This is a genomic window from Parafrankia irregularis (genome assembly GCF_001536285.1).
GTDB lineage: Bacteria > Actinomycetota > Actinomycetes > Frankiales > Frankiaceae > Parafrankia > Parafrankia irregularis.
Map to the genome: position 1 here is coordinate 148,421 of NZ_FAOZ01000013.1, position 14,479 is coordinate 162,899.

General features: G+C 72.0%; 12 protein-coding genes and 1 pseudogene. 7 read left to right on the plus strand and 6 right to left on the minus strand.

Annotation, left to right across the window (positions count from 1 at the left end):
• Positions 1 to 23: 23 nt before the first annotated feature.
• Positions 24 to 1,004 (minus strand): LLM class flavin-dependent oxidoreductase, encoded by a 981-nt coding sequence (locus AWX74_RS20595; RefSeq protein WP_091279357.1) that lies wholly within the window; start codon positions 1,002 to 1,004, stop codon positions 24 to 26.
• Between the two features lie 198 nt (positions 1,005 to 1,202).
• Here AWX74_RS20595 and AWX74_RS20600 point away from each other — a divergent pair, with 198 nt between their 5' ends.
• The 5 genes from AWX74_RS20600 to AWX74_RS20620 all read left to right on the plus strand — a co-directional run bounded on the left by AWX74_RS20600 (position 1,203) and on the right by AWX74_RS20620 (position 4,954).
• A complete protein-coding gene (locus tag AWX74_RS20600) occupies positions 1,203 to 1,523 on the plus strand; it encodes a DUF1330 domain-containing protein (RefSeq protein ID WP_193209859.1) in 321 nt (106 codons plus the stop codon).
• 97 nt (positions 1,524 to 1,620) lie between these two features.
• A complete protein-coding gene (locus tag AWX74_RS20605; RefSeq protein WP_091279363.1) occupies positions 1,621 to 2,235 on the plus strand; it encodes a carboxymuconolactone decarboxylase family protein in 615 nt (204 codons plus the stop codon).
• 6 nt (positions 2,236 to 2,241) lie between these two features.
• Positions 2,242 to 2,895 (plus strand): TetR/AcrR family transcriptional regulator, encoded by a 654-nt coding sequence (locus tag AWX74_RS20610; RefSeq protein WP_091279367.1) that lies wholly within the window; start codon positions 2,242 to 2,244, stop codon positions 2,893 to 2,895.
• A 116-nt stretch (positions 2,896 to 3,011) separates the two neighbouring features.
• Entirely contained in the window at positions 3,012 to 4,052 is a 1,041-nt protein-coding gene (locus tag AWX74_RS20615; RefSeq protein WP_091279370.1) for an ATP-binding cassette domain-containing protein, read from the plus strand.
• On the plus strand, positions 4,049 to 4,954 hold the full coding sequence (locus AWX74_RS20620; RefSeq protein ID WP_091279372.1) for an ABC transporter permease: 906 nt from the start codon (positions 4,049 to 4,051) through the stop codon (positions 4,952 to 4,954). The genes AWX74_RS20615 and AWX74_RS20620 overlap by 4 nt, the downstream gene beginning before the upstream one ends.
• Before the next feature lie 2,361 nt (positions 4,955 to 7,315).
• On the opposite strand, the pseudogene AWX74_RS41400 reads toward AWX74_RS20620, so the two are convergent.
• The 4 genes and pseudogenes from AWX74_RS41400 to AWX74_RS20640 form a co-directional block, all read right to left on the minus strand.
• Positions 7,316 to 8,551: pseudogene (locus tag AWX74_RS41400) on the minus strand (AfsR/SARP family transcriptional regulator); the annotation flags it as partial.
• A gap of 18 nt (positions 8,552 to 8,569) precedes the next feature.
• The gene (locus AWX74_RS20630) at positions 8,570 to 10,183 is read right to left on the minus strand and encodes an FMN-binding glutamate synthase family protein (protein WP_091279375.1); all 1,614 of its coding nucleotides are present in this window, start codon (positions 10,181 to 10,183) and stop codon (positions 8,570 to 8,572) included.
• Between the two features lie 296 nt (positions 10,184 to 10,479).
• Positions 10,480 to 10,749, minus strand: coding sequence for a hypothetical protein (locus tag AWX74_RS20635; RefSeq protein ID WP_131799504.1), 270 nt, complete (start codon positions 10,747 to 10,749; stop codon positions 10,480 to 10,482).
• Positions 10,750 to 10,866: 117 nt separating this feature from the next.
• A complete protein-coding gene (locus tag AWX74_RS20640; protein WP_091279381.1) occupies positions 10,867 to 11,172 on the minus strand; it encodes a hypothetical protein in 306 nt (101 codons plus the stop codon).
• An 838-nt stretch (positions 11,173 to 12,010) separates the two neighbouring features.
• Here AWX74_RS20640 and AWX74_RS20645 point away from each other — a divergent pair.
• Entirely contained in the window at positions 12,011 to 12,766 is a 756-nt protein-coding gene (locus AWX74_RS20645) for an MBL fold metallo-hydrolase (protein ID WP_242666336.1), read from the plus strand.
• Between the two features lie 26 nt (positions 12,767 to 12,792).
• Entirely contained in the window at positions 12,793 to 13,386 is a 594-nt protein-coding gene (locus AWX74_RS20650; protein WP_091279384.1) for a PaaI family thioesterase, read from the plus strand.
• Positions 13,387 to 13,441: 55 nt separating this feature from the next.
• Here the strand turns inward: AWX74_RS20650 and AWX74_RS20655 are convergent, their stop codons facing one another.
• Positions 13,442 to 14,479 carry an alcohol dehydrogenase catalytic domain-containing protein gene (locus AWX74_RS20655; RefSeq protein ID WP_193209857.1) on the minus strand — a complete coding sequence of 346 codons (1,038 nt, stop codon included), beginning with the start codon at positions 14,477 to 14,479 and terminating at the stop codon, positions 13,442 to 13,444.

Genomic DNA, 14,479 nt, shown 5'->3' on the forward strand with positions numbered 1-14,479 from the left:
ATCAGCCACCCCGGCCGGCCGCCCTAGCCGGCCCGGTGCGCGGCGGCGAACGCACGCAGCTCGCGGGCGACGTCGGGGCCGGACGGCTGGTACATGATCTCGCTGAAGCCGGACGCGGCCAGCCTGTCGAGCCCGTCGCGGATGTCCGCGGGGGCCCCGACCATTGTCCGGGTATCGATGTGGTCCAACAGAAGGTGGTCTCGCTCGGCGAGGTGCGTGACGTGACCCTCGAAGCTGAGCAGGTGACGCTCACCCTCGGGTGCGAGCGCCTCCAGGGCCGCCCGCCACCGCTCGCCGCCGGGCAGCCGGTCCACCGCCGACGCTCCCCCGAGGGCGTAGGCGGTGTGCCAGGGGATCACCCGCCAGGGCCCGATGGCGGCGCGCACCCGGGCACACTCGCGGTCCTCGCCGGCGTCCAGCACGGTGCCGGTGACCATCGTCGCGGTCGGCAACGTGGGGTGCACGGGGCCGATCGTCCCGTCCGCCACCTCGGGGGCCCGCCGGTTGCCTCGTGGTCCGAGAACGCTGAGCCACAGCGGGACCTCGACCGGCCGGGGCGTGGCCATGCCGGGCCAGTGCAGCATCCGGGCCGGCGCTCCGTCGAGCACGACGGTCTCGCCGGCGAGCAGCCGCCGCAGCGAGCCGACATAGTCGACCATGGCGTCCAGGGGCATCGCCGGCTGGCCGATCGCCATCCGGGCGGTGTAGCCGGTTCCGAAGCAGGCGCGGAACCGGCCGCCGGACAGCCGCGCGATGGTGGCGATGCCGGACGCCATGGTCATGACGGAGCGCTGGGTGGGTATCAGGACGGCGGTCGCGAGCCCGATCCGCGTCGTGCGGGCCGCGGCGAGCGCCAGATGGGCGAACGGATCCTCCCACAGCGGGGCCGAGTCGAAGATCCACACCCGGGTGTACCCGAGCTCCTCCGCGAGGACGGCGAGCTCCGCGAAGTCGGGGCCCGGCGGCAGCCCGCAGGATAACTCGTACTCGCTCACCGGATTCATGAATCCGTTGTACCGGTCCGGGCATCCGGTCGGAAGCCGAACCGCCGACTTTCCGGACCGCTGGTCCGTTTTCTGTGGCGGCTGCCGGCGTGGCGGGGCATACTCCCAGCACCGGCCAGCCTGGCCTGCCGGTCGCACGGTAGGCCCAATCGGTGACAGCATTCGACCATGAACGTATGTTCAGGTGAGGAGCCGCCGGTGCCCAAGGGGTATGTGATCGTGACCGAGACCATCCACGACCCGGCCGGCATGGCGGCCTACAGCCAGCTCTCCGGCCGGTCGCTCGCCGAGTACGACGGCCGGGTCCTGGTGGTCGACGACGGTGTCGAGATCCGTGAAGGGTCCTGGCCGGGCAGCCGGACGGTCGTCATCGAGTTCGCCTCGGTCGAACAGGCCCGTGCCTGGTACGAGTCGGAGAGCTACCAGGCCGCCGCCCCGCTGCGCCGCGCCGCGGCCGACTGCAGCCTCGTCATCGCGGCGGGCTTCGTCCCACGGCCCGCCCCGACCGCGACCGGCTGACCCGCCCTCCCCCACGCCCCCCACCCCCACACCACACCGACGGGATGAGGATTCTGACAACGATGATGACGAGCCCTTCTGCCACCCGGTGCCAGCGATGACGGCGGAGTCAGCGCGCATCTCGCCGCTGCCGGTCGAACAGTGGAGCGACGACGCGGCGCAGACCCTGCCCCGCTACTTACGCCGGCCGGAGCTGTTCGCGCCGGACCGCCCGAACGCGCTTCCGATGCCGACCTCGCTGCGGCTGTTCGCCCACCACATCCGGCTGACCGAGCCCTGGCTCGCCTTCTCCGAGGTCCTTGTCGGCAAGGATTCGGTGCTGGACCCGGCGCACCGTGAGCTGCTCGTCCTGCGAGTGGCCTGGCGAACCCGCTCGCAGTACGAGTGGACCCACCATGTCCGCATCGGTCGGGCCTGCGGCGTCACCACCGAACAGATCCACGCCATCCCCCAGGGCGCCGAGGCCGAGGTGTGGACGCCACTCGAACGCGCGATGATGGCCGCGGTCGACCAGATGATCGACCGATTCCGCGTGGACGACGAGACCTGGCAGGTGCTCGCGTCCCATCTCGACAAGCCGCGGCTTCTTGAGCTCTCCTTCGTCGTCGGCAGCTATCTCTGCCTGGCGCAGGTTTTCAACAACGTCGGCCTGGAGGCGGACCCACCCTCCGAGCCCCTGGACGCACCGGCACTTCCGGCACTGGGGGACTGACCGCCTATGACGACGAATCAGACCACCGGTCAGCGGACCGCGACGAGGGAGTCGACGACACGCGACCAGTTGCTCGACGCCGCCGAGCAGCTGCTGTTGGAGGAGGGCTACGCCGCCGTCACGTCGCGCCGCGTCGGCGCGCGGGCCGGGCTCGCCCCGCAGCTGGTGCACTACTACTTCCGGACCATGGACGACCTGTTCCTGCAGGTCTTCCGGCGGCGCGCGGACGTCGGACTGGAACTGCTCCGCGAGGTGCTGCGCTCCCGCCCAACCCTGCGGCAGCTCTGGGACCTGCGCGAGGCCGGGATCAACACGACCATGCGGTTCAACCTGGAGTTCATGGCGCTGGCCAACCACCGCAAGGCGATCCGCTCCGCGATCGTCGAGTACTACCGCCAGTACCGGCAGCTCCAGCTGGACGCGTTCACCGCCGCCCTGGCGGATCTCGGCGTCACACCGGAGCGGTGCCCCCCGCTGGTGGCACAGCTGGTGATGGTCGGCGTCACCCAGCTGGTCGCCATCGACGAGGAGTTCGGGCTGGGGGCCGGTTACGACACCGTCCTGGCCTACCTCAATGATCAGATCGGCGATCTCACCCGCGGCCACGCGCAGGCACAGGCGCAGGCGCAGGCGCAGGCACAGCAGCCGCCGGGGCCGTGAAACGAGCGACAGCGGCCCGACAGACGGGTGAAAGCGGCGTGCAGGTGCGGTGAAACCGCGGGCAACTACCGTCCCGGGTGTCAGTTTCACGCCCTTCCCACCCGGAGGAACCCGCTTTGGGCGCCGTACCCGCAGTCCAGGCCCGCGGCCTGGTCAAGACGTTCCGTGAACAACGCGCGGTCGACGGAATCGACCTCGACGTCCGCCAGGGCGAGATCTTCGGAGTTCTCGGCCCGAACGGAGCCGGCAAGACGACGACCCTGAAGATGCTGGCCACCCTGCTGCCGATCGACAGCGGGCAGGCCGAGATCTTCGGGGTCGACGTCGCCGCGCATCCGAACCGGGTGCGGCAGCTCATCGGTGTCACCGGGCAGTACGCCTCGGTCGACGAGGATCTCACCGCCACCGAGAACCTGTGGCTGTTCGGACGTCTGCAGGGGCTGCGCGCCGCCGACGCACGTTCGACGGCGCGGCGCCTGCTGGAGCAGTTCGGCCTGCAGGAGGCCGCCGACCGCAGGATCGCCGAGTTCTCCGGTGGTATGCGCCGCCGCCTCGACCTGGCCGCCTCCCTGATCACCCGTCCGCCCCTGATCTTCCTGGACGAACCGACCACCGGCCTCGACCCGCGCACCCGGGGCCAGATGTGGGACACCATCCGCGGCCTGGTCGCCGACGGCTGCACCGTCCTGCTCACCACCCAGTACCTCGACGAGGCGGACCAGCTCGCCGACCGGGTCTGCGTCATCGACCACGGCCGCAAGGTCGCCGAGGGCACCCCGGACGACCTGAAGTCGCAGGTCGGCGAGTCGACCCTGCAGGTCCAGCTGGATTCGGGGGCCGACCAGGCCGCCGCCGCCGAGGTGGTGCGCCGCGTCCTCGCCGAGGAGCCGGTGCTCACCCCCGAGGCCGGCCGGCTCAACGTCCCGCTCCCGGACGCCGACCGGGCCGCCGACGTGCTGCTCGGCCTGCGCGCCGCCGGGGTCTCCATCCGCTCGGTCAGCGTCGCACGGCCCACGCTCGACGAGGTGTTCCTCGCCCTCACCGGTCATGACGTCCCGGCGGACGGTTCCGGCACCGACAGCACCGACAGCACGGACGACATCGACGACGCTGATCGCGCTGACCACGCCGGCTCCGCTCTGGAGGCTGCACGATGAGCACCACCACCGACGCCGCCACCACGGCCGCCCGCACCAGCTCCGTCACCGGCACTCCCGCGGCCGCGCCGCTCGCCGGCCGGTCACCGGTCAGGCCGCTCGACACCGAGGCCGCGTTCGCCCGGACCAAGGGCCGGGTCGGGGCCGGGGACACCGTCGTCCAGACGTTCGCGATGGCCTGGCGGGCGCTGAAGAAGATGCGCCGCAACCCGGAGCAGTTCTTCGACGTGGCCCTGCAGCCACTGCTGTTCACGGCGATGTTCGCCTACGTCTTCGGTGGCGCGATCTCCGGCGACGTCGACAGCTACCTGCCGTTGCTGATTCCCGGCATCGTCGCGCAGACGGTGCTCACGACCTGCATGGCCACCGGGACACAGCTACGCGAGGACATGGACAAGGGCGTCTTCGACCGGTTCCGGTCGCTGCCGATGTCCCGGGTCGCGCCACTGGCCGGTCCGATGGTCGCCGATCTGGTGCGTTACGTGACCGCCGCCGTGCTCACCTATCTGATGGGCCTTCTGCTCGGGTACCGGCCGGGTGGCGGTGTGCCGGGCGTCGCCGGTGCGGTGGTGCTGGCGGTGTTCACCGGCTGGGCGATCGCGTGGGCGTTCACCTGGATCGGCACGATCGCCCGCAGCGCCCGCAGCGTGCAGGGGATCTCGATGATGATCCTCTTCCCGCTGACGTTCCTGTCCAACGCGTTCGTCCCGGCGGACACCCTGCCGGGCTGGCTGGAGACCTTCACGAAGGTCAACCCGGTGTCACATCTCGTCTCCGCGACCCGGGACCTGGCCAACAACGGAACGGTCACCGCCCAGGTCGCCTGGACGCTGCTCACCGGACTCGCGGTGATCGCCATCTTCCTGCCGCTGTCCGTCGCCAGCTACCGGCGCAACCTGTGAGTGCGGGACGAGGCACGAACTCCCGGCCGGCTCCGGCTTCCCAGCCGGCTCCGTCTTCCCAGCCAGCTCCGTAGTACCAGCCGGCTCCGTAGTACCGGCAAGCCCTGCTCCACCCACCAGACGCAGCACCGTGTCCCGAGCCTCCTCGAACAGCTCCGCACCGCGACGCTCGCCGAGGCCTGCCTCGACCGCCGACAGCAGGCCCGGCGCGCATCGCTCGATCAGATCCGCCACCCACTCCCAGTGCAGCGGGCTGACGATGGACACGTAGTCGAACCGCCGCGCGACCGCGAGCAGCCGAACGGCGTCGTCGATACCGTGCTCTGGCGCGCCCGCCCTGCCGACAGCACCCCCGGCCGTACCGCCACGCCCGGCTTCATCGGCCTCACCGGCACCGTCTGCCCAGGTCCGCAGATTCCAGGTCGCGGTCGCGAACAGTGTGGTGCCGAACACCGGGTAGTCGATGTAGCCCGATGCGAGGCCCAACAGCCTGGAGCACCGCGTCAGGCAGGACGCATACAGCTCACGACCAACCGAGACCTGCTCGGCGTCGGCCGCATACCGGCTGAACGCGGCCAGCGCCACCGCCTCGCCGAACAGCAGCCAGGGCTCCAGACCACTCTGCGGCACCCCGGGCAGCGCGATCAGCCGCGTCCGCCGCGCCACCGTCAGATACTCGCGCAGCCCGTCCGGCACCTGGCCGCGAGCGGTCGTGAGCTCCGCCCGGACCAGGCCCACCATCATCCCGCCGAGCAGCAGGTCGCTCTCCGGCGCGGCCGCGCCGTGGGCGGTCCCCCCGGCCACCCCGTCGGCCCCGGCCCCGTCGGCCTCGACCCCGTCGGCCGATCCCAGCAGCCCGGCCAGGAGCTCCTCGGCCTCATCGAGCTTGCCGCGGCCGATGGCGTCGACAGCGAGCAGGGTCCGCAGGTTGGCGGCGTCGTCGAGGGCGCCGAGCCGGCGCAGGACCGGCAGCGCCGTGCGGGCATGGGCCCGCATCGCGGCCGGATCGCCGCGCCGCAGGCTCAGCGTGGCGAGCTGGGTATGCATACCCGCCGCCAGCCACGGACCGTCCTCGGGCCGGGTCAGCTTCAGAACCCGCTGCGCGGCCTCCACAGCGGCCGCCGAGTCACCGGCGTTCTCGTGCAGATGCGTCAGCCAGACCAGGGCGAGCATGGCGCAGTGGCGGTCACCGTCACCCACGAGCCGTTCGAGAGCCGCCCGGTTCTCGACGTACGTCTGCCAGCCGGGCCGCTCGGGGGCTGGATCGACGGCCAGCAGCAGGCGCACACCGGCGGCGACCCGCGGATCACCGGCCGCGTCCGGGCCGAGTCTTGTCAGCAGCTCGCGAATCGGCGCGGCGTCGCCGTCCCCGAGAGCGACCGCGCTGCTCAGCACCGCCAACGCCGCGGCCCTGGTGACCGGCACCGCCCGGGGCGGCGGCTCCCAGCCACCGAACGCGTCGCCGATCGCCCCGGTCAACGTCAGGATCCGCGTGTGCTCACCGCGGATGTCCCAGAACCCGGCCAGCACCGCGACCAGGCCCATCACCGATTCGAGATCACTCTCGGCCAGGGCCGCCCGGAGCTCGTCGGTGAGGTTCGCCTCCTCGGCGGCCACCGCGTCGACCGCGTCGAACTGCCCTGCTCCGTAGAGGCTCTCGCCCTGGCGCAGCGCGTAGCGCACCGCCCAGGAGCGCCGCGACCGGCGGGCCGCGGCGAGACCGCCGGCCTGGGTCAGCCGCAGCAGGCCGAACTCGCGGACGGTCTCCAGCATCTGGTACCGCACACCGCCGGCTGTCTCGCGCACGCTGAGCAGCGACTGGTCGACGAGGCTCTGCACCACGTCGACCACGTCGACATCCAGCTCCGGCGCCCGCTCCGCCCCCGGCCCCGGCCCCGGCCCCGGCCCCGGCCCCGGCCCGAGGATCTCCTCGGCGGTGTCGAGGGTGAAGCCGTCCTGGAAGACCGCGAGCCAGCGCAGCGCCTGCCGCTCGGGCTCGTCGAGGAGGTTCCACGACCAGTCGATCACCGCGAGCAGGGTCCGGTGCCGGTCCGGCGCGCTGCGGTCGCCGCCGCGCAGCAGGGCGAAGCGGTCCGCGAGGCGCCGGTCGATCTCCTCGACCGACATGACCCGCACCCGCGCCGCCGCCAGCTCGACGGCCAGCGGCAGGCCGTCCAGCCGGGCGACGACCGCCGCCACGGCCGTGTCGTCGAGGCGGACACCGGGCCGCGCCGCCACCGCACGTTCACGGAACAGCTCGAGGGCGTCCGCCGACGACAGTGCGCCCAGCGGATACACCCGCTCACCGCCGATCGACAGCGGCGCCCGGCTGGTGGTCAGCACCCGCAGGTCCGCGGTGGTCGCGACGAGAAAGGCGACCAGCTCCGCGACGGCGGCCACCAGATGCTCGCAGTTGTCGAGCACGAGCAGGCTGGGCCCGCTCGACAGCTGCTGGGCGATCCGGGCCCGCAGGTCCGCACGCTGCGGCGGTGTCAGCACCGTACGGCTGCTGACCGAATCGCGGACGCCGAGCGCGGAGCCGACCTCGCCGAGCAGATCCTCCGGCGCGGCGACACCGACCAGCTCCACCATCCGCACCACGGGCAGTGTGCTGTCCCGGGCGAGCACGTTCGCGAGCCTGGTCTTGCCGAGCCCCCCAGGACCGACGATCGACACCACCCGCGCCCCGGCGAGCATCGCCCGCAGGCGCTCGATGTCCCGGTCGCGCCCCAGCAGCGGGGTGGCATCGTGGCGCAGGCCGGTCCGCACGGCGGGCCGGTCCGCCGCGAGCAGCTCCTGGTGCACCCGGGCGAGCCCGGGCCCGGGCCCGGTGCCCAGGCGGTCCCGCAGGTCGCGGCGGTAGAACTCGAAGCGCTCCAGGGCGGCACCGGGGCTGCGGACCACAGCCTCGCTACGCAGCAGATCCGCCAGCAGTACCTCGTCGTCCGGCCGGCCGGCAACCGCCTCCTCGAGCAGCGGCAGGGCCTCGGCGTGTTCCCCCGCGCGGCCGCGGGCCTGGCCGAGCACGGCCCGGGCGGTCGCCAGGTCGGCGATGGCGGCTCGGCGGACGTCCGCGAGCGGACCGTCAGCCAGGGCGCTCTCCTGCGCCACCCGCGGCCGGGCCGCCGCCGGCTGGCCCGCCACTGGATGGCCGGTCACCAGGGCCGCACCCAGCGCGAGCGCCTGGCGGGCCGCGGCGGCGGCGGCGACCGGATCACCCGGCAGCAGCTGGCCGGCCTGGACCGCCAGCGCGGCCAGCAACGAGCTGTCGATCTGGTCGGGTGCCAGGTCGAGGCGGTAGCCGCCGCCGTCGCGCACCACCAGACCGGCGCCGAGGATCGTCCGCGTCCGCGACACGACGACCTGCAGGCTCTTCACCGCGTTGGCCGTCGGCTCCCCGCGCCAGATCAGGGCAGCGAGCTGCTCGGCCGGCACCGGCCGCCCACCGGCGGCCGCCAGCGTCGCGAGCAGCGCCTGCGGGCGGTCGCCAGCGACCGGAGTGCCGTTCCAGCGCACCCCGTCAAGCAGGATGAGGCTCACGCCGCCCACGCGGATCAGTCTAGGCGGGCCCTCCACTGTCGAGCCCAGACCCGCCACCGCCAGCCCGAGCCCGCCTCAGGCCGGGACGACACCGATGGAACCGGGACGGAAGGAGTCGGGGTCGGCGGCGGCCCAGTCCGCGGCCCAGGCACGCGGCGGATCGGCGAGGAGCTCCCCGGGCTCCAGCCAGTCGAACAGCTCGGCGTAGCTGCGCGTGTCGGTGTGGCTGACCCGCCGCAGCAGCATCTCGGGTCCGAGCTCGCCGGGGCCGGCACAGCCGAGGGAGGCCATCACCCGCACCGCCTGCTCGACGGTCGCCGCCTGGTAGCGCCGCACCCGCTCGCTCTTGTCCGCGACGTCCAGTGCACGGGCCCGGCGCGGGTCCTGCGTCGCCACCCCGACCGGGCAATGGTTCGTGTGGCAGCGCTGCGCCTGGATGCAGCCCGTCGCCATCATCATCGCCCGCGCCGCGTTGGTGTAGTCGGCGCCCTGCGCGATCCGCTTCACGATGTCGACACCGCTGGCGACCTTGCCGCTCACCCCGATCCGGATCTGACCGCGCAGGCCGACGCCGACCAGCGCGTTGTGCACCGTGATCAGGCCTTCGGTCAGCGGGGTGCCGACATGGTCCTCGTACTCCAGCGGAGCCGCGCCGGTGCCGCCCTCGGAGCCGTCCACCACGATGAAGTCGGGGGTGACCCCCTCGACGACCATCGCCTTGCAGATCGCCAGCAGCTCCCGGCGGGAACCGACGCACAGCTTGAACCCGACCGGCTTGCCCGCCGCCAGCTCCCGCATCCGCGCGATGAACAGGACGAGCTCGCGCGGGGTGGAGAACACCCGGTGATGCGCCGGGCTGATGCAGTCCACGCCGAGGGGCACCCCGCGGGCCGCCGCGATCGCGGGGGTCACCTTCGCCGCCGGCAGCACGCCGCCGAGGCCGGGCTTCGCGCCCTGGCTCAGCTTCAGCTCGACCATCCGCACCGTCGGCAGCGCGGCGACATCCTTGAAGCGGGCCGGGTCGAAGTCGCCGTCCGGGGTGCGGGTGCCGAAGTAGCCGCTGCCGATCTCCCAGACCAGATCTGCGCCGTGCCGCAGGTGGTATTCGGTCAGGCCGCCCTCACCGGTGTCGTGGGCGAAACCGCCGGTGGCCGCGCCCCGGTTCATCGCCAGCACCGCGTTCGCCGACAGCGCCCCGAAGCTCATCGCGGAGATGTTCAGCAGTGCCATGTCGTACGGCTGGGTGCAGTCCGGCCCACCGATCCGGACCCGCGGCGGTGGCGCGCCGGGGTCGACGGGCACCGGGGCGGTCGAGTGCGGCAGGTACTCGTAGCCGACCTCGTTGACGTCCCGCTCGGTGCCGAACGCCTGGTCACCGTGGATGCCCTTGGCCCGCTGGTAGATCACCGTCCGGGTGTCGCGGTCGAACGGGCGCCCGTCGTAGTTGCGTTCGATGAAGTACTGCTGGATCTCCGGGCGGATCTTCTCCAGGGCGAACCGCAGATGCCCGAGCACCGGGTGGAAGCGCAGGATCGCGTGCCGCCGCTGGGTCACGTCGTGCACGGCGAGCAGCAGCAGTGCGGCAGCGACCCCGACGCCGGCCCACCAGCCGGCCGAGACGAACAACGCCAGCACCGACCCCACCGCGACCAACGCGGCCAGCGAGAGAACCGTCGCAACCGGCAACATCGCGAACCGTGACCTTCCTGCCCCGGTTCCCCCGCACGGTGACCCGTCCGGCGCGGGGTGATCCGCCCGGCCTGGCCCTGATCGCCCGGACCAACCGGTTCACCCGCGTCCGCGGCAGGTCCGACCGTATCTCCCGGTTCCGCCGTGCGGTGTGCGCCCAGAGCGGACGGAACCGGCCCGCGGGAGGCGCTCGTGGAAGCCGCCCGTGGCCAGCGGCCCGCAACACCGGGCGACCGTCGCACCAGGCGACCGCGGCACAGCCGCAGGCCAGGTGCGGCGAAGCGGTTCGCAACCGATCATTCGCGGCCGGAATCGCGCTCCGTTCGCCCGGCGGCATTCCCGCTGAAGGTACTCATGTCGACCTGGAACGTGAATTCGTCCGGAGCCGGAGAGTTAACCTCGTGTACCACAACGGTTGCGCTCGCCGTGTTCCCTTCGTCATCGCCCACCAGAACCCTGGCGCCGACGGTCAGCTCGACGCCCGCCTCCACGGCGTCCGCGTATGCCGTAATACGCATGTCAACATCAAGATCATTGAAGTCGACCCAAACATCACGCCCGGCCACGGCCACCCCTCCCGTGTCTGAGCCTCCAGGTGTCCACGCCGCCACGGCGCCCTGATCAGCCCGCCAAGTATAGGCGGCGGAGGTGTCCACGCGAGAGGGTTGGACCCACCGAGCGAGTCAGAGGTCACGTCGATGGATCGGCGGGCCGAAGGCCTCCCGGAGCGCGTCGAAGGTCGCGAGGGTATAGGAATCCCCGAACCAGATCGTCTGATGGAGATCGGCCAGCGTGGCCTCCACCTCGAAACCGCTCGCACGAATTCTGCCGGCCGTGCTCAGCCGGACCCGGTCATGCGGCAGGCGATCGCCCAGCACCTCCAGCAGAAGCTTCGCCGACAGCCCCTCGGCACCGAAGACCGATATCCCGGGCCTCCCGAGTTTTCGATGCGCCTTGTGGGCCGACTTCCAGAGGTCACCATCAAGCATCTCACCCCCCCCGGACCACAATTGTTTCGTCGGGCAGTCGAAGAAATCGACCTTCGGAAAGAATCACTTTGACTCCAAGTGTCGAACGCCCTCCCCGATCGACTTCTCGGAGCAGTGGTCGCTCGCCTCGCTGGCGGCTGGCCTCATCAGACACGCCCGGAGGGTGGACGTGTCGGCGGGCACGTCCTCCGGGACGCGCCCATGCGCACTCTCCATTCACAAGCACACGGCGTCACGACCGGCCGGGCGGTGGAACAACAGATCGCACGCCCGCCGGTAAGCGGTCACTGGACCGCAAGCGATGCTACAGGGTGTATGAGCAGGCTCATCCGGCCTATCTCCCGGGGGCGGACAAACTCGCCCCTCCGTCGCGCGTTGTGATTACCGGGATGGGAGATGGGATGAGACGGGACGGGATGGGACCACCCGGACCCCGACACCTGTCGGCGGTGGGCCCTGCGGCGACAGGGCACACACCGACCGGCTGCTCCCGAGCATGGCGCGGGAATTCATATGCAGATGCATCAGCCCGGCGCATTCAGCGCGCACACGCTTCCTCGCGTCCGCGGGCCCTGGGGGTGCCACATCGTCCTGCCCCGCGTTCCCGGGTTCTGAAAATCGATGTCGGATTCAGCACCGTCACACCGGCGCAAGCCGACAGTCCTTGGCACGCAGAGTTAGGCACGACCATCCGCCGGATGAGCGTCCTGGGCCGAGACGTCAACCTTTCGGCGGAGCGACACCCGTGAGCCGACGCGGCCGAGGCACACCGACCGCCCGCCGGTGCTGGCTCTGCTCGTGGCGAATCTGCTGCAGGCTAATTCATGCGCGGCCCGCCATGCCGGCTACCTACCGTGACGCCATGGACGTCGTCGAGCTGGTCCCGGACCTCTACTTCCTGCGCTTTCCCGTCGGGCACGTCTACCTGTGGCGGGACCCGGACGGGCTCACCGTGATCGACGCGGGTCTGCCCGGCTCCGGGCCGCACATCGCCGGGGCGATCCGCGAGCTCGGCTGGCACCCACGGGACGTCCGGCAGCTCGTCCTCACCCACGGCCATGTCGACCACGCCGGCGCGGCGGCCGAGATCGCGGCCTGGGGCGAGGTGACCGTGCTCGCCCACCAGGCGGACGTCCCGCTGGTCGAGGGGCGCGCCGCGGCCCTGCCGCCGGACCTCGCCGACTGGGAGCAGGCTCTGTACGACCAGGTCCAGGCCGGTCTGCCGGCCACCGATCCCGCTCCGGTGCGGATCGATCGCCCGCTGGCCGACGGGGACGTCGTCGACATCGCCGACGGGGCGCTGACCATCGCCACGCCGGGGCACACCGCCGGCAGCATCGCTCTCTACCTGCCCGGGCCACGGGTGCTGTTCGCCGGCGACATCATGGCCCGCGACCCGCAGTCCGCCGACCCGCGGACGCCGGTCTTCCCAGGCGTGTTCAACGTCGACCGGGCCGAGGCCCTCGCGTCCTTCGCCAGGCTGGCGGCGCTCGACGTCGAGACCGCCTGCTTCGGCCACGGCGAGCCCCTCGCGGGGGATGCCGCAACCTTCCTGCGCGCCGCCGCCGAACGCCTCTCCAGGCCCACACTGTGAGCGCGGGCCTGGAAGGATGAATCACTGTGACAGATGAATCCGCGGCCTTATCCGATGCCGTTCCCGGTGGCCCCGACTTCGGCCGGTTCGTGGAGAACCTGCGCGAGTTGCTCGACGTGGTGGCCGACACCCGACCGCCCGCTGCGGTCGTGACCCAGGTCGCCGACCAGTTCACGCAGCTCAGCGCGCAGCTGCGGCAGTTCGCCGTGCCCGAGGCCGAGCGCGTCACCGGCATGCGGCTGGACCTGGATGGCCGCGGTCAGACGATGGTTCCCCCGGTGATCTGGGACGAGCGGGGTGGCGACCGCACGGTGGCCCGGGTGACGTTCGGGCGGCATTACCTCACCCTCGGCGGGGCGGTGCACGGCGGCGCCATCGGGTTGGTGTTCGACGAGGTGCTGGCCATGCTGGCCAACCACGGGCGGCCGTTCGCGCGGTCGCTGTACCTGAACGTCAGCTACCGTGCGCTCACCCGGGTCGAGGTGGGGCTGCGGGTGGAGGCGACAGTCGACCGTGTCGAGGGCCGCAAGCTGTTCCTCAGCGGCCGGCTGTTCGACGGCGAGACCCTGTGCGCCGACGCGGAGAGCCTGTTCATCCAGCTCAGGCCCACCGGGGCATAGGCGGCGCGGCGCGAGACGGCGCGGCGTCCGCGCGAGACGGCGCCGCGCGGCGGGGTCAGGGGCGGACGAGGACCTTCAGGGCGGCGCGGGTGTCCATGGCGCGGTAGGCGTCGGCGACGTCGTCGAGGGTGACGGTGCGGTCGAACACCCTGCCGGGGTTGATCGCGCCCTTCAGCACCTCGGGCAGCGCCTGCTCGACGTAGGCACGCACGGGTGCCGGCCCGCCGGTGAGGTAGACGTTCTTGCCGAACAGGGAGCCGAAGCCGACCGGCGCCTCCTCGTACTGCGGCACGCCCACCCGGGAGATGATCCCGCCCGGACGGACCACGCCGTAGGCCTGCTCGTAGGCCGGCAGGTAGCCGACGGCCTCGATCACCACCGGGCTGCCCTCCCCACCGGTGAGGTCGAGCACCCTGGCGACGCCCTCCTCGCCACGCTCGGCGACGACGTCGGTGGCACCGAACTCCCGGCCCAGGTCGGTGCGGGAGGTGTGCCGCCCCATCAGGATGATCCGCTCGGCACCCAGCTGCTTCGCGGCGAGAACCGCGGACAGGCCGACCGCGCCGTCACCGATCACGGTGACCGTTGAACCGGGCGTCACCTTGCCCATGTGCGCGGCGTGCCAGCCGGTCAGGTAGACGTCCGACAGGGTGAGCAGGGAGGGCAGCAGTGCCTCGTCGACGTCGCTCGGGATCTTCACGAGGGTGCCGGCGGCCTGGGGCACCCGCGCCAGCTCGGCCTGCACTCCGCCCGCGCCGCCGCCGCCGAACCAGCCGACGTTGACGCACGAGGTGTGCAGGCCGTCGCGGCAGAACGCACAGGAGTTGTCGGAGAAGGAGAACGGGGAGATGACGAGGTCGCCCGGCGCGAGACCGGTGACCTCCGCACCGATCTCCTCCACGACGCCGATGAACTCGTGGCCCATCGGGACACCCTGCTCGGCGGCGGGCATCGAGTGGAACGGGTGCAGGTCGGAGCCGCACACGCAGGCCAGCACCATGCGGACGACGGCGTCGGTCGGTGCCTCGATCCGCGGATCCGGCACGTTCTCGACGCGGACGTCGCCTGCTCCGTACATGAACGTCGCTCGCAT